We start from the raw sequence: 19,132 nt of genomic DNA, 5'->3' as shown, positions 1-19,132 counted from the left end.
CCCGTCCGGCCGGTCCCGCGCCCCGGGTGCCGCCGTCCGCCGGTGTCGCCGGGGCGTCGTCGCGGGGGTCCGCGCGCGGGGCGAGGAGGAGCGGCAGGTAGACGTCGTCGACGATCTCGGTGATGACGTCCGGCGGGATGGGGGCGCCCCAGAGCAGGTAGTGCTCGCGCAGGAGGTCGACCGCGACGGTGGCGCGCCGTGAGGTGAGGACCCAGGGTTCGATCTCGCCGCGCGCGACCGCGCGGGACAGGATGGTGAGGATGCGTCCCGGGCCCGCGGTCTGCACCCGTTCGCGGACCAGGCGGGCGAACTCGGGGTCGTGCGCGATCTCGGTGAGCAGGCCGCGCAGGATGTCGCCGTGCGACGCGGTCAGTTTGGCGGAGAGCTGCCGCAGCACGGCGAGGACGTCGGTGCGCAGGGTGCCGGTGTCGGGCAGGTCGGTGTCCGAAAGATGGTGGGCCGCGCAGGCGTCGACGACCAGTTCCGCGCGGCCGGGCCAGCGGCGGTAGAGGGCGGCCTTGCCGGTGCGGGCGCGCGCGGCGACCCGTTCCATGGTCAGTCCGGCGTAGCCCACTTCGGCGAGTTCTTCGAGGGTGGCCCGTAGGATGGCCCGCTCCAGCGCCTCGCCCCGGCGGCGGGGGTTCCTGCGGTGGTCGGCCGCCGGACTGTCCGGCGGATCTTCGTGGGTTGGAGGCATGACTCCCGGCCATTCGTCGAACACCCCGTTGCGGGCCTCGGGCGGGTCAGCCTAGCCTCCCGTTAGAGAACGGAACGTTCTTTATGTGTCGAGCGCATCGAGGGACCCATGACCGAGACCGTTGCGACGCCCCCGTCCGGCGCCCCCGCCTTCCCCAGCGACCGCACCTGCCCCTACCACCTGCCCGACCGGTACGACGACCTCCGCGCACGGCAGGGGTCGCTGCAGCGGGTCACGCTCTACGACGGCAAGCAGGCGTGGCTGGTGACCGGGTACGACACCGCGCGGAAGCTGCTGGCCGACCCCCGGCTCTCCTCCGACCGGACGGCCCCCGGATTCCCGGCGACCTCCTCGCGGGTGGAGAGCTTCCGCGACCGCCGTCCCGCCTTCATCGGCCTCGACCCACCCGCGCACGGGCCCAAACGGCGCATGACCATCAGCGAGTTCACCGTCCGGCGCATCAAGGGGATGCGGGCCGACATCGAGCAGATCGTGCACGGCTTCCTGGACGAGATGATCGCGGGCGGTCCGCCCGCCGACCTGGTCAGCCAGTTCGCGCTGCCGGTGCCGTCCCTGGTGATCTGCCGGATGCTCGGCGTGCCCTACGCCGACCACGACCTGTTCCAGGACGCCAGCAGGCGGCTGGTGCAGTCCACCGACGCGGCGGGCGCGAACGCCGCGCGGGACGACCTGGAGAGCTATCTGGGCGGCCTCGTCGACTCGTTGCGCGGCGAGAGCCGTCCGGGGCTGCTGAGCACCCTCGTGGACGAGCAGTTGAAGACCGGCGCGATCGACCGCGAGGAACTCGTCGCCACCGCCATCCTGTTGCTGGTGGCCGGGCACGAGACGACGGCGTCGATGACGTCCCTGAGCGTGATCACGCTGCTCGAACACGAGGGCCAGTGGGACGCGTTGCGCGCGGACCGGTCGCTGGTGCCGGGCGCGGTCGAGGAGCTGCTGCGCTATCTGGCGATCGCCGACATCGTCGGGGGCCGCATCGCGACGGCGGACATCGAGATCGACGGCGAGGTCATCCGGGCGGGCGAGGGCGTCATCGTCGGCAACTCCATCCCCAACCGCGACAGTTCGGTCTTCGCCGACCCGGACACCTTCGACGTCCGCCGCGAGGCGCGTCACCACCTGTCGTTCGGCTACGGCGTGCACCAGTGCCTCGGCCAGAACCTCGCCCGCCTCGAACTGGAGGTCATCCTCACGGCGTTGTTCGACCGGCTGCCCGGCCTGCGGCTCGCGGTGCCGGTCGACCGGCTGACGCTGCGGCCGGGTACGACGATCCAGGGCGTGAACGAACTCCCGGTCACCTGGTGAGCGGGACGAGAGGAGCCACCGTGCGGATGACGGCCGACCGTGAGGTCTGTGTGGGCGCGGGCCTGTGCGCGCTGACGGCACCGGAGGTCTTCGACCAGGACGACGACGGTCTGGTGACGGTGCTCGACCCCGAACCGGGCGCCGGGCAGCGCGCGGCGGCCCGTGAGGCGGCCATGCTCTGCCCGTCGGGCGCGGTGCGCGTCGTCGAGTGACCCGATGAGGACACGTCCCCCCGCCGGGGAGAAGGACCCCGGCGGGGGGACGGCATCTGTCCGTGGGCCGTGCCGACCCGCCCCGCGGCGGTCAGAGACCGGCGGCGTCGCCCGCCCGCTTGAACGCGTTGCCGATCGCGTCCACGACGGCGTCACGCTTGCGCTCCCGCTCCGCGCGGTCCGCGGGCACCAGCAGCGCGGCGACCCGCACGGCGTGCTCGTCCGGGTCGCCGAAGGCGTCGCGCGGGTGCTCCCCGGTGATCGCGCAGTGGCCCGTGACGTCCTTGACCGCCCGGAGCACGATCTCCCGGTCCACGCCCGGCTGGAGAGCCAGCCGCACCTGGAAGCGCGCCATCCACTTCTCGCGGTCCTTGTCCTCCGCCGTCCGCTTTTCCTTCTTCGTCACGTGCTCTCCCGGGTGATCGCGGATCCGTCCGACATACAGGGGGACGCCGGGCCGCCCGAGCGGGTTGCGGGAGCGGCCGCGCGCGTCCCGGGCGGCCGCCGGGGAACGCGCCCCGGAACGCCGCTCGGCTACCACTGGTAGGGCAGGTACTTCCCGTCGAGCGTGATGACGACGCGGTCGCCCGCCGGGTCAGGGACGCGCCGGACGTCGAGGCGGAAGTTGATCGCGCTCATGATGCCGTCGCCGCACTGCTCGTGGATGAGTTCCTTGATGGTCGGGCCGTAGACCTGGACGACCTCGTAGAGGCGGTAGATCGTGGGGTCGACGGGGACGGCCGCGTCCAGGGCGCCGCGGGTCGGCTGGAGCCGGAAGGCGAGGGCAGCGTCGTCGCCGAGTTCGAGCAGGGACGCCGCGGTGGCCGCCTCGTCCTCGCTCATCGGATGCTGGCCCAGCAGCGCGGCCGTGGTCCAGGCGAGCGGTCGACCCACCGCTTCGGCCAGTTGGGCCCAGGTGACGCCCGTCCGCGCCTTGGCCTGCCGTACCGCTTCGGCCGCTTCCCGCTTGCTGAGCATCGGTGTCTCCCTCGACGACGGTGGTCTTGGTCGAACGCCCCACCAGAGTAGGGAAACGGCGGCCCCCGCGGGCGTCCGGTGTCCGGGACCGGCGCACCGCCCACGCCCGCGGGGCTCAGGACCGGTGCCGCCGCCTCACCTCACCGGCCGGCCGGTGTCCCGTCCAGGCCGTGCGCGCGTCCGCCGAGCACCCGGCGCGCGACCTCGGCCTCCGTCGGACCGTCGAACACCCCGGCCCACGAGGTGCGGGGGACGGCGGCGGGCAGGTCCCCCCGGAGCGCGGGGGCGCCGGGCACTCCCACGTCGTCGAGGGCCGTGAACTCGGGCGCGTCGAGCGGGAGTTCGCGGACGGAACCGGTGGCGATCAGGACCCGTCCGGCCCGTACCCGGTCCCCGTCGGCGGAGACGACCGCGAACCCGGCGTCCTCCCGGGCGACCCCGGTGACCCGGCCCGCGACGACGTGACCGCCGGGCGGCGCCGCCTCCCCGGGTCCGTGCCGCTCCGGCCCGTGCGCAAGGACGCCGTCGCGTCCGGGGTCGCCGTGCGCCGTCCCCGCCGTCGCGCCGTGGTTCTCGCCCGTGTCGACGACCAGGACCGAGCGGCCCGCCCCGGCCAGGTCACGGGCGGCGGAGCGGGCCGCGGGCCCGCCTCCGACGACCACGACGTCCCACCGGCGCTCTGCGGCCTCTGCCCACGTGAACTCGTTCATGGGCCCACCATGGGGCCGCGGCGGCGAGAAGCGCGAAGCCGGTTGCCGAACCGGCAAACCCGGCCGGGGCGGGGGCCGGGCCGCTCAGACGGCCCGCACCAGGCTCCCGTCGATCAGGCCGTGGCCGTCGGGCGCCGAGTCCAGCGCGGCGCCCGCCTCCACGACCTCGTTGCGCTCGTTGACGAAGACCACGCGCGGCTCGACCTTCGCCGCGTCGGCGTTCGCCACCGCCGCGTAGGCGATGATGATCACGAGGTCGCCGTTCTGGACCAGCCGGGCCGCCGCCCCGTTGACGCCGATGATCCCGCTGCCCCGGGGGCCCTCGATCACATACGTCTCCAGCCTGCTGCCGTTGTTGATGTCCACGAGGTGGATCAGCTCGCCGGGGAGCAGGTCGGCCGCGTCCATCAGATCGGCGTCGAGGGTGAGGGAGCCGACGTAGTTCAGGTCGCACTGGGTGACCGTGGCGCGGTGGATCTTCGACTTGAGCATGGTTCGGAACATGGCTGTCGCCTTTCGGGGTTGGCGGCTTCTCTTCTGTGACCACGCGGGGACGGTGGAGGAATTCCGGGCGGTGGTGATGCCCGCGTGCGGGCCCGGTCCGCGCGTGTGCGGGGCAGGGGAAAGGGGTCCGGCGGCCGGACGGGGAACGAGGTCGACGGACATCACGGGAAAGGCCCGGACGGGGAATTCCGTGAGCCCGCGTCACCGGGGTGCCGACGGTGGTCATGGAGTTTTGCACGGGTGATCCGGCGCCGCGAGAGCGTATTCCCGTGACACCGCGCGAGGTTTGCGGAGGGCGTTCTCCCGCACGGTTCGCGGCGCCGCCCACCCCGTTCCCCGCCGCCCCCGGGGCCGTATGTCACCCGCTCACTTTCGTGCCGTGCAGGTTGATGAGCGGGCCCGGGACTGGAGCCGGATCCGCCGCCGACGCCACAGTGATGAGGCGCCGAGAGCGCGAAAAACCCTTTACGGCTTCGCCTCGGGACCCGAATACCCGGAACTCGCGGGCGCGGGCCCGGTCCCCCCTTCCGGAGCGGCCGGGCGGGAATTGCGGACGCCGAAGTCGTCGAACCTGGAAGGAACGGAAGATGACGGTGGAGACCACGACACAGGAATCGCGGGCGATTGCCGTTCAGATCGCCACGGTCTTCAAGGAAGTACTGGGCGCCGCCGAGGTGCCCGCCACGGACAGCGGGTTCCTGGACATCGGCGGCGACTCGCTGACGGCCGCCCGCGCGGTGTCCCTCATCAGCTCCCGGCTGGACGCGCGAATCACGGTCCGCGACCTGTTCCGGGCGCAGACCGCCGACGCGCTCGCCCTGGTGGCCCTGCGCCGCCGCGCCGCGTAGGGCCCCCGTACCCCCTCCGACCGCACGTCCGCAACGACTCCCCGAGAGGTGAAGAGATGGTGGCAGAGACCTACCGCGTGGTGGTGAACGGCGAGGAGCAGTACTCGATCTGGCCGCAGGAGAAGGAGCTGCCCGACGGCTGGTTCGCCGAGGGCACCTCCGGGTCCAAGGAGGAGTGCCTCGCCCACGTCGAGCGGGTGTGGACCGACATGCGGCCGCTCAGCCTGCGCCAGGCCCGGTGACCCGACAGCCATGACGACGCGGACCGGAGAAGCGGCCGGAGTGGATGAGCCGGCGGCGATGAAGAGGGAACTGAGCGCCGAGAAGCGCGAGTTGCTCAAGCAGCGCCTGCTCGGGAGGTCGCGCACGGCAGAGGCGCCCACCGGGGCGCCCGGCGCCGTACCGCGCCGTCCTGGCGTCGGGGGCGCCCCGCTGGCGCCCGTCCAGCACAACCTGTGGGTGGCCGACCGGCTGCTGTCGGACAACTCCACGTTCAGCGTCCACCGCGTGCTGCGGCTGACCGGGCCGCTGGACCGGGACGCGGTGCGCCGCGCGCTGGACGCCCTGGTGGCGCGGCACGAGACGCTGCGCATGGTGTTCCGGGACGACAGCCCGCCGCGCCAGGTGCCGTTGCCGCCCGGTCCCGCCCCGCTGCGGACCGTCGACCTCTCGCACCTGCCCCCGGCGGCCCGGCGGGCGGCGGCGGTGCGGGTCGCGGAGGAGGAGATCGCCCAGCCCTTCGACCTGGCGCGCGGGCCCGTCTTCCGGGCGGTGCTCGCGGTCCTCGGCGACACCCGTCACGTCCTCGTGCTGAACCTGCACCACTGCGTCGCCGACGAGTGGTCGTGCGGGGTGCTGGCCCGCGAGTTCGGCGCCCTGTACACGGCGGCCACGCGCGGGACGGACCCGGCGACGGCGCTGCCGCCGCTCCCCGCGTCGTACACGGACTACGCGGCCTGGCAGTCGGACCGGCTCTCCGGGGACCTGCTGGCCGGGCAACTCGCCTACTGGCGCGCGGCGCTGGAGGGCGTGCCCGCGGTGCTCGAACTGCCCACCGACCATGTGCGGCCGCCCACCCCGGCGTTCTGGGGGCACGGCGCGCGGCGGCTGCTGGCACCCGAGGTCGGTTCCGCCCTGCGCGACTTCGCACGGCACCACAACGTCACGCTCTTCACCGCCCTGTTGGCGGTCTTCGCCGGGTATCTGCACCGGTGGAGCGGAGGGCAGACCCGCTTCTCCGTGCTGACGCCGGTCTCCGGCCGGGTCGTCGCCGACACCGAGCCGCTGGTGGGCATGCTGGCGAACACGCTGCCGCTGCCGGTGGACGTCGGCGACGACCCCGGGTTCGGGACGCTGGTGCGGCGGATGAACACCGTGGTCCTCGGGGCCCTGGAGCACCAGGACGTCACCTTCGAGCAGTTGGTGGCGGACTCGGGGCGGCCACGGGACGCGTCCCGCAACCCGCTGGCCCAGGTCATGTACCAGTGCATCGAGGCGCGCGAGCACGTGTGGGAACTGCCCGGTGTCACCGTCGAGCGCGAGCCCATCGGGATGGCGTCCGCGAAGGTGGACCTGTCGCTGGTCGCGGCGAACCTGGAGGAGGGCGTCCGGCTCGATCTGGTGGGCGAGAGCACCCTGTTCACGCCGGAGACGGTGGAGCGGATGCTCGACTCGCTGGTCGAGGTGGTGACCCGGGCGGTCGCCGATCCCGGGACGACCGTCGGCGAGGTGGAGCTGCTCTCTCCCGGGGAGCGGGCACGTCTCGTCGACGACTCCCGCCGCACCGCCGCCGTCCCGTCCGGCGCGACCGTGCTCGGCCTGTTCGCCGCCGCCGTCGCCGCCACGCCCGACGCCACCGCGGTCGTCTCGGGCGCCACCAGGCTCACCTACCGGCAGCTCGACGAGCACGCGGAGCGGGTCGCCGAGCGGATCCGCGCCGCGGTGCCGGGGCCGGGCGCACTGGTCGGCGTCCATCTCCCGCGCTCCGAACGGCTGGTGGCGACGCTCCTCGGGGTGTGGAAGGCCGGGTGCGCGTTCCTGCCGCTGCCGCTCGACCATCCCGCGGACCGGCTGCGGACGATGCTGGAGGACGCGGACGTCGCGCTCGTCGTCGCGGAGCCCGGCCGGGACGTGCCGTGCGGCGGGGTGCCGGTGCTGCGCGCCGCGCCCGGTGACCGGGACGCGGACGCCGGACCGGCCCGCCCGGGTCCCGCGCCGCTGCCCCTCGATCTCGCGTACCTGATGTACACCTCAGGCTCCACCGGCCGCCCGAAGGCCGTGGCGATCGAGCACCGGGGTCTGGCGAACTTCCTGAGCGGCACGGCGCGTCGGCTCGGCGCCGGGGCGGACGACGTGTGGCTGGGGCTGACCGGCATCGGGTTCGACATCGCCCTGGTGGAGATGTTCGTGCCTCTGACCACCGGCGGCCGGGTGGTGCTGGCGCCCGAGGGTGCCGCGCAGGACGGCGAGGCCGCCGTCGGGACGGCCCGGGAGCACGGGGTCACCCATGTGCAGGCGACGCCGTCGGGCTGGCGGGTGCTGCTGGCCGCGTCGCAGCGGCTGCCGCGGCTCGCGGTCGCGCTGACCGGCGGCGAGACGCTGCAACCGGCGCTCGCCACCGAACTGCGCCTGTGCGCCCGGCGGTTGTTCAACTGCTACGGGCCGACCGAGTCCACGGTGTGGGCCACGTACGACGACGTCACCGACCCGGCGGCGGACATCACCGTGGGGACGGGCGTCGACGGCGCCGCCGTGCTGGTGCTGGACGCGGCGATGCGGCCGGTGCCCGGCGGGGTGCCGGGCGAGCTGTACATCGGCGGTCCCGGTGTCGGGCGCGGCTACCACGCGCGGCCCGCGCTGACGGCGGGCGCCTACGTGCCCGACCCGTTCGGGCCGCCGGGGGCGCGGCTGTACCGCTCCGGCGACGTCGGGTCCCGCCGCGCGGACGGCCGGGTGCGGTTCCTCGGCCGCGACGACCACCAGGTGAAGATCCGCGGCCACCGCATCGAACTCGGCGAGATCGAGGCCCGGTTGACCGGGCACCCGGACGTCACGCACGCCGTGGTGGTCGTGGACCGCGCTCCCGCGGGTGACCGCCTCGTCGGCTATGTCGTCGGGTCCGTCGCGGAGGACGAGCTGCGGCGCCACCTCACGGCCGCGCTGCCCGTCGCCATGGTGCCCGCCGTCCTCATGACGCTGGACGCCCTGCCGCTGTCGCCGAACGGCAAGGTGGACCGGCGCCGCCTGCCCGCCCCGCGCGCCGACGCGCCCGCCGGACGCAGGGCGCCCGCGGCCGGTGCCGAACAGGACCTCGCGGACATCTGGGCCGGGCTCCTGGACGTCCGGCCGGTCGCGGCGCAGGACAACTTCTTCACGCTGGGCGGTGATTCCGTCACCGCTGTGTTCCTGGTGTCGCGGGCCAGGGAGGCGGGCTGGGAGTTCACCGCGCGCCAGGTCTTCGCCCACCAGACGCTGGCGGAGCTGGCCGCCGTCGCCGTCCGGTCGGGCGGGGCGGCGGCGGGCGCGGACCCCGCGGACTTCCCGCTGGCCGGTCTCGACCGGGAGGGCCTGGAGACGGTCCTCGCCGGTCTCACGGCCGCGGACGTGCAGGACATCTACCCCTGCACCCCGCTCCAGGCGGGCATGCTCTTCCACAGCCTGCACGACCAGGGCGGCGACACCTACTTCAACCAGTACCGCTGGGAGATCGAGGGCGACCTCGACCGGGACGGCCTGATCGCCGCCTGGCAGCAGGTGCTCGACCGGCACGACGCGCTGCGCTGCTCCTTCCGCTGGGAGGGTCTTGAGCGGCCGCTCCAGGTCGTCCACCGCACCGTGCGGGCCGACTTCACCGTCCTCGACTGGACGGCGCTTCCCGCCGACGCGGTCGCGGAGCGGATGGAGGCGCTGCTCGCCGCCGAACGGGCCGCCGGCTTCGACCTGTTCCGGGTCCCGCCGCAGCGGTTCCACCTCGTCCGCACCGGCGGCGACCGGCACGAGCTGGTGTGGCACAGCCATCACATCCTGGCCGACGGCTGGAGCGTGGGCCCGCTGCTGAACGAGGTGTTCGCCACCGTCACGGCACGGCGCCGCCCGGACGGGGCGGCGCGCGAGCTGCCCGCGCCGGTCCCGCACCGCGCCTATGTGCAGTGGCTGGAGCGGCAGGACCCGCGCGCCGTCGAGCGCTACTGGCGCGACGCCCTCGCCGGTTTCACCGAGCCGACCGCGCTCCCGGTGGTGCGGCAGGCGCCGCGGGAGGCGCCCGCCGGGGCCGCCCGGACCGTCGAACTCGCCCTGGAAGACGGGCTGACGGAGGCGCTGACGAAGCTCGCCCGCGAGCGGGGGTGCACGCTCGGCACCGTCTTCCAGGGTGCCTGGGCGCTGCTGCTCGGCCGCTGGAGCCGCAGCCGTGACGTCCTGTTCGGGCTGACCGTCTCCGGGCGTTCCGTGGACCTCCCGCAGGTCGAGCGGATCGTGGGGCTGCTCTCCAACACCCTGCCGGTGCGCGTGCGGTGGACGGACGACGAGCGGCTCGACGCGTGGCTGGGGCGGCTCGCGGGACAGCTCGCCGGACTGCGCGACGTCGAGCACACCGCGCTGGTCGACATCCACGACTGGTCCGAAGTGCCGGGCGACAGGCGGCTGTTCGACAGCATCCTGGTGCTGCAGAACCTGGCGGTGGCCGAACGTGCCGACCTGGGCGGGCTCTCCCTGCGCATGGGGCCCGTGCACCAGAGCAGCGGCTACCCGCTGATGCTCAACGTCCGGGTCGGCCCGTCGGAGGCCGTCCTCCAGCTCATCCACGACGGGACCCGGGTCGACGCGGCGGACGCCGAGCGGCTGCTGGCGTCCTTCGGGCACCTGCTCGGCGCCTTCGCCGGACGGCCCGACGCGCGGGTCGGTGACCTGCCGATCCTGCCGGACGCCGCCCGGGACGCCGTCGTCCGCGACGGGAACGGCACCGCGCGCGCCTTCCCGGACGCCACCACCGTGCCCGCGATGATCGGGCGGCTGCGGGCGCGCACCCCGCACGCGACGGCGGTGCTGGACGGCGCCGAGGAGTGGACGTACGACCGGCTCGCCGAGCGGGCTGACCTGCTGGCGGACCGGCTGCGGGCCGCCGGGGTGCGGCCGGGCGACCGGGTGGGGCTGCGGCTCGACCGGTCGGCCGCGATGATCGCCGCGGTGCTCGCGGTGTGGCGGGTGGGCGGCTGCTACGTACCGCTCGACCCGGAGTACCCCCGACGCGCGGACGGCCTTCGTGCTGGCGGACTCCGGGGTGCGGGTCCTGCTGGCGGACGACGGACCGCTCCCGGCGTCGCTGCCGCCGGGGGTGACCGTGGTGCGCGCCGGGGACGTGGCCGGTCCGCCGCGGGAGCACGGGGACGCTCTCGCGCCGCCCCGCCCGGACGACGTCGCCTATGTGCTGTACACCTCCGGCTCCACCGGGCGCCCCAAGGGCGTCGAGGTCACGCACGCGTCGCTCGCGCATCTGACCGCCGCCATGACGCACGTCCTGTCGTCGGCGGGGCCGCAGACCTGGCTGGGGCTGACCGCGCTCTCCTTCGACATCTCCGCCGTGGAGATGTGGGTGCCGCTGACCACCGGCGGGCGGGTCGTGGTGGTCCCCGAGGAGGGGCGCTGGGACGCCGCGGCGCAGCGGGCCCTGATCCGCGCCCACGGGGTCACCCATGTGCAGGCCACCCCGTCCGGGTGGCGGCTGCTGCTGGCCGCCGGGTTCGGCCCGGCGGACGGTGTCGCCGTCGGCCTGGTGGGCGGGGAGGCGCTGCCGCAGCCGCTCGCCGCTGAGCTGGGCGCGTGCCTGCCCCGGCTGGTCAACGTCTACGGGCCGACCGAGGCGACGGTCTGGTCCACCTGGGACGAGGTCGGCGACGGCCGGGACGAGGTGTCGATCGGGCGCCCGCTGCCCAACACCTCGGCGCACGTGCTGGACGAGGCGATGCGCCCGGTGCCCGTCGGGGTGCCCGGCGAGCTGTACCTCGGCGGCGCGGGCGTGGCCCGCGGGTATCTGGGGCGCCCCGGGCTGACCGCCCGGCAGTTCGTGCCCGACCCGTTCGGCGGTCCCGGGGCGCGGCTGTACCGCACCGGTGACCTGGCGGCGCGGCGGCCCGACGGCCGTCTGCGCTTCCTGGGCCGGGACGACCACCAGGTCAAGATCCGCGGTCACCGCATCGAACTCGGCGAGATCGAGGAGGCGTTGACCCGGCATCCGGACGTCGGGCTGGCCGCCGTCACGGTCCACCGGGACGCCGCGGGCGACGCGTTCCTGGTGGGGCATGTGGCCGGGGCGCCGGGCGCCGTCCTTGATCCGGCGGACGTCCGGGCGTTCCTGCGGGGCGAGGTGTCGCGGGCGATGGTGCCCGACCGGCTGGTCGTGCTGGAGGCGATGCCGCTCAGTCCCGCGGGCAAGGTGGACCGTGCCGCGCTGCCCGCGCCGGAGGCCGCCGGGGCGCGACCGGCCGGGCGGACCGCGCCCCGCGACCCCGCCGAGCGGACCCTCGCCGACATCTGGGCGCGGGTCCTGGAGACCGGCGCGATCGGCATGGACGACGACTTCTTCGCGCTGGGCGGCAACTCGCTCAGGGCGGTGACGGTCGCGGCGCTGGCGCGTGCGGCCGGGCTCGCGGTGACGACCCGGCAGATCTTCGCCCACCCCACGGTGGCGGAGCTGGCGGTGCTCGGCGCCCAGGCGCCCGCTCCGGAACCCCGTCCCGAGACCGCGGCGGACGGTCCGTTCGCGTTCACCGGGCTGGACGGCGCGGCCCTGGACGGGCTCCTCGACGAGGTGGGCCGGGAAGGCGCCGAGGACGTCCTGCCGCTGTCGCCGCTGCAGACCGGGCTGCTCCTGGACACGCTGGCGGAGACCGGCGACTACGTGCGGGTCTTCGCCGTCGACGTCGAGGGCGACTTCGACCCGGCCGCCTTCGAGGCCGCCTGGGCGCAGTTGGTCGCCCGCCACGCGATCCTGCGGTCCACCTTCCACTGGGCCGACCTGCCCCGTCCGGTGCAGGTCGTCCGCCGCGAGGCGCCGCCGCGCTTCCGGCACGCCGACCTCACCGCGCTCCCCGCGGACCGGCGCGCCGCCCGGCTCGCGGACCTCACCGCGGCGGAGGAGGAGACCGTCTTCGACCTGGCGGCGGCTCCGCCCGCCCGGTTCCTGCTGGTCAGGGTCGCCGGGGACCGGCACCGCTTCGTGTGGACCACCCACCATGTCGTCTTCGACGGGTGGAGCCTGCACGCCCTGCTGGGCGAGGCGTTCGAGATCTACCGGGTCAGGCGGGCGACCGGCCGGCCCGCGGTCCTCCCCGACCCGCCGCCGTACCGCGCGTACCTGCGCCGGCTCGCCGCGCACGACACCCCCGGGGAGACGGAGCGCGAGAACGACCACTGGCGTTCCCGGCTGGCGGGCTTCACCCGGCCCACCCCGCTGCCCGGCGCCCGGCCCACGGCCGCCACCGGCGGGGTGTGGAGCGCCCGGCAGGCCCTCCCGGCGGCGCTGCTCGACGCCCTGGAGCGGACGGGCCGCCGTCACCGGGTCACCGTCGGCACCCTGGTGCACACCGCGTGGTCGCTGCTGCTGAGCCGGACGAGCGGGGAGCGGGACGTCGTCTTCGGCACCACCGTCTCCGGCCGGTTCGGCGAGGTCGAGGGCGTGGAGCGGATGGTGGGGCTGCTGATGAACACCCTGCCGCTGCGGGTCGAGGTGGACCCCGGGGCTCCGCTCGGGGAGCTGCTGCGGGAGGTGCAGCGGCGGGTCACCGAGGTGGCGGGGCGCGCGCACGTCGCACTGCCCGCCGTGCGGCGGGTGAGCGAGGTGGCGCCGGGGCGGCGCCTCTTCGACAGCCTGGTCGTCTTCACCGACACCGGCACCGGCGCGCTGCCCCGGGGGGTCGTGCCGGTCGCCGGGGGCGAGGCCCGCGACACCGGCTACCCGCTGGTCCTTGAGGCCACCCGCGCCGAGCGGCTCACCCTCTCGCTGAGCTGCGAGAGGTCCCGCTACGACCAGGTCACCGCCGACCGGCTGCTCGCCCAACTGGTGCGGCTGCTGACCGGCCTGACCGAGGACCACCCGGGCGCGGACGCGGTGCCGATGCTGTCGGACGAGGAGCGGGCGCTCGTCGTTGGCGCCTGGAACGACACCCGGACCCCGTTCCCCGGCGACCGCACCCTGCACTCCCTGATCGCGGACCGGACGGCCGCGGCGCCCGACGCCGTCGCCGTCCGGCTGGGCGACGCCACCTGGACCTACGCCGAGCTGGCGCGGCGGGCCGACCGGGTGGCCGAGCGGCTGCGCCGGGAGGGTGTCGGGCCGGGCGATCTGGTGGCCCTGTGCACCGAGCGCTCCTTCGAGCACGTGGTCGGGCTGCTGGGCATCCTGAAGGCCGGCGCCGCCTTCGTGCCGGTCGACCCCGACCATCCGGCCCGCCGTCAGGCCTACCTGCTCGCCGACTCCGGGGCACGGGTGGTGCTCACCCAGGGCCGTCTGCGCGCGGCCCTGCCGGACGGCGCCGGTGCGACCGTCCTCGCGCTGGACGACCCGGCGGCCTGGTCCGGCGGCCCGTGGACGGGTCCGCGGCCCGAGGCGCTCCCCGCCGACCTGTGCTCGCTGTACTACACCTCGGGCTCGACCGGCACCCCCAAGGCGGTGGCCTCGCACCACGCGGGCTGGGTCAACCGCATGGCGTGGATGCAGCGCAGGCACGGGCTGGCCCCAGGCGAGGGCGTCCTGCACAAGACCACGCTCTCCTTCGACGACGCGGCGGTGGAGATCCTGTGGCCGCTGATCACCGGCGGCGAGGTGGTGCTGCTGGCGCCGGGCGCGCACCGGGACGCGCACGCGATCGCTGAGGCCGTCGCCCAACACGGCGTGGTGCACGTGCAGTTCGTGCCCAGCGTGCTGGAGGTGTTCCTGGACATCCTCACCCCGGCGCGGGCCCGTGCGATGTCCCGGCTGCGGTCGGTCCTCACCAGCGGGGAGGCGCTGCGTCCCGCGCTGGTGCGCCGGTTCCGTGAGGTCTTCGGGGACCGGGTGAGCCTGGACAACACCTGGGGCGCCACCGAGGTCTCCATCGACTCCACCTGCCGGGTCTGCGTCGCGGCGGACGGCGTCGGCGACACCGGCGCGGTGGCGCTGGGGCTGCCCCTCGACAACAACACCGTCCATGTGCTGGACCCGGCGATGGCGCCGCTGCCGACCGGGGTCACCGGCGAACTCTTCATCGGGGGGCCGGGGTTGGCCCGCGGCTACCACGGGCGGGCCGGGCTGACCGCCGAGCGGTTCGTGCCCGACCCCTTCGGGCCGCCCGGCGCCCGCCTGTACCGCACCGGTGATCTGGGGCGGCGGCGGGCCGACGGTGTCCTGGAGTTCGCGGGGCGCACCGACCACCAGGTGAAGATCGGCGGGGTGCGGGTCGAACTCGGCGAGATCGAGGACGCGTTGCGCAGGGCGCCCGGGGTCAGGGACGCGGTCGCCGACGTGCGGACGGTGGCCGGGGCGCGGACGCTGGTCGGCTACACGGTCGGCGGCGACGCCGGGGACCGCACGCTGGCCGCGCTCCGCGCCGAGCTGCCCGACGTCATGGTGCCGCGGTTCCTCGTCGCCCTGGACGCCCTGCCGCTGAACGCCAACGGCAAGGTGGAGCGGGCCGCGCTGCCCGAGCCCGACCCGGCCGCACGCGCCGGGGCCGCCGGGTCCCCCACGGCTCCCGGCACCCCGACCGAGGAGGCCATCGCCGGGATCTGGTGCCGGGTGCTCGGGCTGGAGCGGGTCGGGGTGCACGACAACTTCCGTGCCCTGGGCGGGGATTCGATCCTGCTGATCCACACCGTCGCGAAGGCGCGGGAGGCGGGCGTGTTCCTCACGCCGAAGATGGTCTTCGAGCACCCCACGATCGCGGCGCTGGCCGCGGCCTCCGACGAGGCGGCTTCCCGGGGCGCCGTGACCGCCGTCCACGCCGAACAGGGCCCGGTCACCGGCGAGGTGCCGCTCGGGCCGGTCCAGCGGCAGTACGCGGCGCTCGGGCCGCGCGACCGGTTCAACCAGAGCAGGCTCCTGGAGGTCCCCGCCGGGCTCGGCCCCGACACCCTGCGGGCCGCGCTGCGCGCCCTGGTCGGCCACCACGACGCGCTGCGGCTGCGCTGGAGCCGCCGCGGTGACCGGTGGCACCAGTACCTGGCGCCGGTGGAGGAGGGCGGCGACCCGCTCACGGTCGTGGACGACCCGCGGCTCGCCGACGCGGCGGTGGAGGCGGCGCACGCCGGACTCGGCCTGGAACAGGGCCCGTTGCTGCGCGCCGTGCTGCTCGGGCACACCGGGCGGCTGCTGCTGGTCGTCCACCACCTGGCCGTCGACACGGTCTCCTGGGACATCCTCGTGGAGGACCTCGACACCCTGTGCGGCGGCGGGCAGTTGCCCGCCAGGACGACGTCCGTGCGGCACTGGGCACGGCGGCTGCACGAGCACGCCGGGAGCGCCGCGTTCGACGCCGAGGCCGCCTACTGGGCGCTGCCCCGGCCGCGGGTCGAGCCGCTGCCGACGGAGGGCGGGGACGACGCGGGCACCGAGGGCCGCGCCCGCTCCACCCGGGTCGTCCTCGCGGCCGGTCCGACGTCGGCGCTGCTGCGGCAGGCGGCGGCGCGGCGCGGGGCCGAGCCGGAGCACCTGATGCTGGCCGCCCTGGCCCGCGCGCTGACCGAGGTCACCGGGGGCGACGGCTGCGCGATCGACGTGGAACGGCACGGCCGCGAGCCGCTGTTCGACGACGTCGACCTCACCCGCACCGTCGGCTGGTTCACCAGTGTCCAGCCGCTGGTGATCAGCCGTCCCGGCGCGGACGGCGCGGAGGACTGGATCGACGTGGTCGCCGAGCACGTCCGCACCCCCGCGGGACGCGGCATCGGGCACGGGCTCGCCCGGTACCTGCGCGGCGACGAGCGGACGGCGCCCCCGGCCCAGCTCTCGTTCAACTACCACGGCCGCCGGGACACCGGACCCGCCGGGGGCGGCGCGCTGCGCCCGCTGCCGGGCACGGTGGGCGAGCACACCGACCCCGGGCAGCGCCGCTCCCACCTGGTGGAGATCGACGCGGCGGTGATCGGCGGCGCGCTCCACCTGGAGTGGCGGTACGCGGCCGACCGGCTCGGCGACGCCACCGTCCGCGACCTCGCCGACCGGCATCTGCGTCATCTCACCGCGCTGGGCGGCACACCGTCCGGGTCCGGGCGGGAGCCCGCGGAGCCGTTCGTGCGGCGGCTGTTCGCCGGGTCGCCCGCCCCGAGGCTGCCGATGCTGCGGCACCGGGTGCCGGGCGTGGGCGTCGCGGTGATCTCCGACGGCGGTCTGCGCGGGGCGTGGGGCTTCGGCACCCTCGGCGCCGACGACCCGGCCCCGGTCGACGAGCGGACCGTCTTCCAGGTCGGCTCGATCAGCAAGCACGTCACCGCGCTGGGCGTGCTGGCCCTGGTCCAGGAGGGACGCCTCGACCTCGACACCGACGTCAACCGGATGCTCACCGGCTGGCGGCTGCCGGGCGACGGCGTCACCCTGCGCCACCTGCTCACGCACACCGCGGGGCTGGGCGCGCAGTCCTACGACGGCTACCGCGCGGGCCTGCCGATGCCCACCCCGGCGCAGGTCCTCGACGGCGCCCACCCGGCGCTGACCCCGCCGGTCCGCCCGGTGGGCCCGCCCGGGTCGCCGTACCTGTACTCCAGCAGCAACTACACGGTGGTGCAGCAGGTGCTCCAGGACGTCACCGGGCAGGACTTCGCGCCCCTGATGCGGGCCCTCGTCCTCGACCCGCTGGGCATGCGGGACAGCGACTTCGCGCCGCGCGTCCCCGACCTGCCCGGCACCACGCTCGCCCGCAACCACGACGCGGCGGGCGCGCCCTACCCGGAGGGCTGGCACCTGTACCCGGAGTCGGCCGCGGGCGGGCTCTGGTCCACGCCGCGGGACCTGGCCCGGGTCGCCGTCGAGGTGCAGCGGGCGGTGTCCGGCGGCCCGTCGGCCGTGCTGGGCGCCGAGGCGGCGGCCGAGCTGCTGCGGACGCACCCCGGCACCCCGGGCGGGCTGGGCACGGCCGGCAAGGCGTACGGCGGCCGCCGGTGGTTCGGCCACACCGGGGGCGTCCCCGGCTTCCGTGCCCTGACCTGGGCCGACCCGGACCGCGGTCTGGGGCTCGTCGTCACCGCCAACTCCGATGCCGGTGAGGACTTCCTGCGAGAACTGCTGCACGACCTCGGGGTCGGATTGGAGGACGCACGATGGTGACGATCGACGCCGCGTTCCGCCGGTGGGCGGTGCGCACGCCGGACGCCGTGGCGCTGCGCGCGCCGCGCACCCGGCTGACCTACGGCGAACTGGACCGGGCGGCGACCCGGCTGGCCCGCGCCCTGCTGCGGCTCGGCGTCGGGCCCGGGGAACTGGTCGGGGTGGCGGCGACACCGTCCCCCGAGTTCGTGGTGGCGGCGCTGGCGGTGCTCCGCGCGGGCTGCGCCTACCTGCCGCTCGATCTGGCCTACCCCGAGCAGCGGTTGGCGCACATGCGGCGCGACAGCGGGGTCCGGGTCGTCGTCTCCTCCCCGGGCGCCGCCCTGCCACCGGCCCTCGCGGACTGCGTGCGGCTCGACCCGGCCGCGGACACGGGACCCGACGACGACGCGGACGCGCTTCCGGCGGCGGGCGCGGCCGAGCCCGGCGACCTGGCGTACGCGATGTACACCTCGGGCTCGACGGGTCTGCCCAAGGCGGTCCTGGTGGAGCAGCGCAACGTCACCGCCTTCGCGCTGCGGCAGGACTTCGCCGCGCTGGGGCCCGGCCGCTCCATGCTCCAGAGCAGCTCCTTCTCGTTCGACGCGTCGGTGCTGGAGATCTGGGGGGTGCTGCTGCGCGGGGCCTGCCTCGTCTTCCCGCCGGAGGCCCTGCTGAGCCCCGCGGAGACGGCCGAGGTGCTGGCCCGCGAGCGGGTGACCGACCTGTGGCTGTCCTCGGGGCTCTTCCACCGGATCGCCGAGGACGCCCCGGAGGCGTTCGCCCCGCTGCGCACGGTGATCACCGGCGGGGACGTGGTGTCACCGCCCCGGGTGCGGCGGGTGCTGAGCGCCAACCCCGGGCTGACGGTGGCCCACATCTACGGGCCGACCGAGACCACGGTGGCCGTCTGCCGGCGGCTGCTCACCCACCCGGACCAGGTGGAGTCCCCACTGCCGCTGGGCACCCCGATCCCCGGCACCAGCCTGCACGTCATGGACGAACGGGGCCGTCCGGTCCCGGCGGGTGAGACGGGCGAGCTGTGGATCGCCGGGGAGACCGTCTCCCGCGGCTACCACGACCGGCCCGCGCTCACCGCGGAGCGGTACGTCACCGACCCGGGGACCGGGCGGCGCGCCTACCGCAGCGGCGACCTGGCGCGCAAACGCCCCGACGGCACCGTGGAGTTCGCGGGCCGCGCCGACCAGCAGGTCAAGATCCGGGGCTTCCGGGTCGAACCCGGCGAGATCGAGGCGGCGCTCGGCGAGGCGCCCGGGGTGCACGCCTGCCTGGTCAGCCCGCGCGTCGCGCCGCCCGGCGACAAACGGGTCGTCGCCTACGTCGTCCCGGCCGCGGCGGGGCCGCTGCGCGCCGCCGAGGTGCACCGCTTCCTCGCCGGGCGGCTGCCGCGCCACATGCTGCCGTCCGAGTACGTGGCGCTCGACGCGCTGCCCCTGGACGCCAACGGAAAAGAGGACCGGCGGCGGCTGCCCGAGCCGTCCTGGGGACGCGGCAGCCTCGCCGTGCTCGACGTCGTCCCGGCCCCCGCCGCACCGGCCGCCCTGCCCGAGAGGATCTGATCGCCC

General features: G+C 75.5%; 11 protein-coding genes and 2 pseudogenes. 8 read left to right on the top strand and 5 right to left on the bottom strand.

Annotation, left to right across the window (positions count from 1 at the left end):
* The coding region (locus GA0115242_RS29385) for a TetR/AcrR family transcriptional regulator (protein WP_256089789.1) at window positions 1–574 on the bottom strand (574 nt) is incomplete at its 3' end.
* A gap of 231 nt (window positions 575–805) precedes the next feature.
* Between GA0115242_RS29385 and GA0115242_RS29380 the strand changes: the two genes are divergently transcribed.
* Window positions 806–2,023 carry a cytochrome P450 gene (locus GA0115242_RS29380; protein ID WP_093833786.1) on the top strand — a complete coding sequence of 406 codons (1,218 nt, stop codon included), beginning with the start codon at window positions 806–808 and terminating at the stop codon, window positions 2,021–2,023.
* 20 nt (window positions 2,024–2,043) lie between these two features.
* Window positions 2,044–2,235 (top strand): ferredoxin, encoded by a 192-nt coding sequence (locus GA0115242_RS29375; RefSeq protein ID WP_093833784.1) that lies wholly within the window; start codon window positions 2,044–2,046, stop codon window positions 2,233–2,235.
* Window positions 2,236–2,326: 91 nt separating this feature from the next.
* Here the strand turns inward: GA0115242_RS29375 and GA0115242_RS29370 are convergent, their stop codons facing one another.
* The 4 genes from GA0115242_RS29370 to panD form a co-directional block, all read right to left on the bottom strand.
* Window positions 2,327–2,641 (bottom strand): hypothetical protein, encoded by a 315-nt coding sequence (locus GA0115242_RS29370; RefSeq protein ID WP_093833790.1) that lies wholly within the window; start codon window positions 2,639–2,641, stop codon window positions 2,327–2,329.
* 128 nt (window positions 2,642–2,769) lie between these two features.
* Entirely contained in the window at window positions 2,770–3,213 is a 444-nt protein-coding gene (gene cynS / locus GA0115242_RS29365) for a cyanase (protein WP_093833782.1), read from the bottom strand.
* A 140-nt stretch (window positions 3,214–3,353) separates the two neighbouring features.
* On the bottom strand, window positions 3,354–3,923 hold the full coding sequence (locus tag GA0115242_RS29360) for an FAD-dependent oxidoreductase (RefSeq protein WP_093833780.1): 570 nt from the start codon (window positions 3,921–3,923) through the stop codon (window positions 3,354–3,356).
* An 84-nt stretch (window positions 3,924–4,007) separates the two neighbouring features.
* The gene (gene panD / locus GA0115242_RS29355) at window positions 4,008–4,427 is read right to left on the bottom strand and encodes an aspartate 1-decarboxylase (RefSeq protein WP_093833778.1); all 420 of its coding nucleotides are present in this window, start codon (window positions 4,425–4,427) and stop codon (window positions 4,008–4,010) included.
* A gap of 587 nt (window positions 4,428–5,014) precedes the next feature.
* Here panD and GA0115242_RS40975 point away from each other — a divergent pair.
* From GA0115242_RS40975 to GA0115242_RS29330, 6 genes and pseudogenes are all read left to right on the top strand, one after another.
* Entirely contained in the window at window positions 5,015–5,275 is a 261-nt protein-coding gene (locus tag GA0115242_RS40975) for a phosphopantetheine-binding protein (RefSeq protein WP_161353352.1), read from the top strand.
* Window positions 5,276–5,331: 56 nt separating this feature from the next.
* Window positions 5,332–5,517, top strand: a complete 186-nt coding sequence (locus GA0115242_RS29345; RefSeq protein WP_093833774.1) for an MbtH family protein — start codon at window positions 5,332–5,334, stop codon at window positions 5,515–5,517.
* A gap of 10 nt (window positions 5,518–5,527) precedes the next feature.
* Window positions 5,528–10,510 (top strand): annotated as a pseudogene (locus tag GA0115242_RS29340) (amino acid adenylation domain-containing protein); the annotation flags it as partial.
* 25 nt (window positions 10,511–10,535) lie between these two features.
* Window positions 10,536–14,756, top strand: a pseudogene (locus GA0115242_RS42590) (amino acid adenylation domain-containing protein); the annotation flags it as partial.
* Window positions 14,757–14,873: 117 nt separating this feature from the next.
* The gene (locus GA0115242_RS42585; protein WP_370672330.1) at window positions 14,874–17,567 is read left to right on the top strand and encodes a serine hydrolase domain-containing protein; all 2,694 of its coding nucleotides are present in this window, start codon (window positions 14,874–14,876) and stop codon (window positions 17,565–17,567) included.
* A complete protein-coding gene (locus GA0115242_RS29330; RefSeq protein WP_093833768.1) occupies window positions 17,561–19,126 on the top strand; it encodes an amino acid adenylation domain-containing protein in 1,566 nt (521 codons plus the stop codon). The genes GA0115242_RS42585 and GA0115242_RS29330 overlap by 7 nt, the downstream gene beginning before the upstream one ends.
* Window positions 19,127–19,132 lie beyond the last annotated feature (6 nt).

The organism is Streptomyces sp. SolWspMP-5a-2 (genome assembly GCF_900091845.1).
Lineage (GTDB): Bacteria > Actinomycetota > Actinomycetes > Streptomycetales > Streptomycetaceae > Streptomyces > Streptomyces doudnae.
The sequence above is the reverse complement of the archived record's forward strand: the minus strand, read 5'-3'. Positions and strand labels throughout refer to the sequence as shown.

Bases quoted from the DNA above. Each gene is read 5' to 3' on its own strand.
- GA0115242_RS29380 (WP_093833786.1), top strand. From the start codon at position 806: ATGACCGAGACCGTTGCGACGCCCCCGTCCGGCGCCCCCGCCTTCCCC.
- cynS (WP_093833782.1), bottom strand. From the start codon at position 3,213: ATGCTCAGCAAGCGGGAAGCGGCCGAAGCGGTACGGCAGGCCAAGGCG.
- GA0115242_RS29360 (WP_093833780.1), bottom strand. From the start codon at position 3,923: ATGAACGAGTTCACGTGGGCAGAGGCCGCAGAGCGCCGGTGGGACGTC.
- panD (WP_093833778.1), bottom strand. From the start codon at position 4,427: ATGTTCCGAACCATGCTCAAGTCGAAGATCCACCGCGCCACGGTCACC.
- GA0115242_RS40975 (WP_161353352.1), top strand. From the start codon at position 5,015: ATGACGGTGGAGACCACGACACAGGAATCGCGGGCGATTGCCGTTCAG.
- GA0115242_RS29345 (WP_093833774.1), top strand. From the start codon at position 5,332: ATGGTGGCAGAGACCTACCGCGTGGTGGTGAACGGCGAGGAGCAGTAC.
- GA0115242_RS42585 (WP_370672330.1), top strand. From the start codon at position 14,874: ATGGTGCCGCGGTTCCTCGTCGCCCTGGACGCCCTGCCGCTGAACGCC.
- GA0115242_RS29330 (WP_093833768.1), top strand. From the start codon at position 17,561: ATGGTGACGATCGACGCCGCGTTCCGCCGGTGGGCGGTGCGCACGCCG.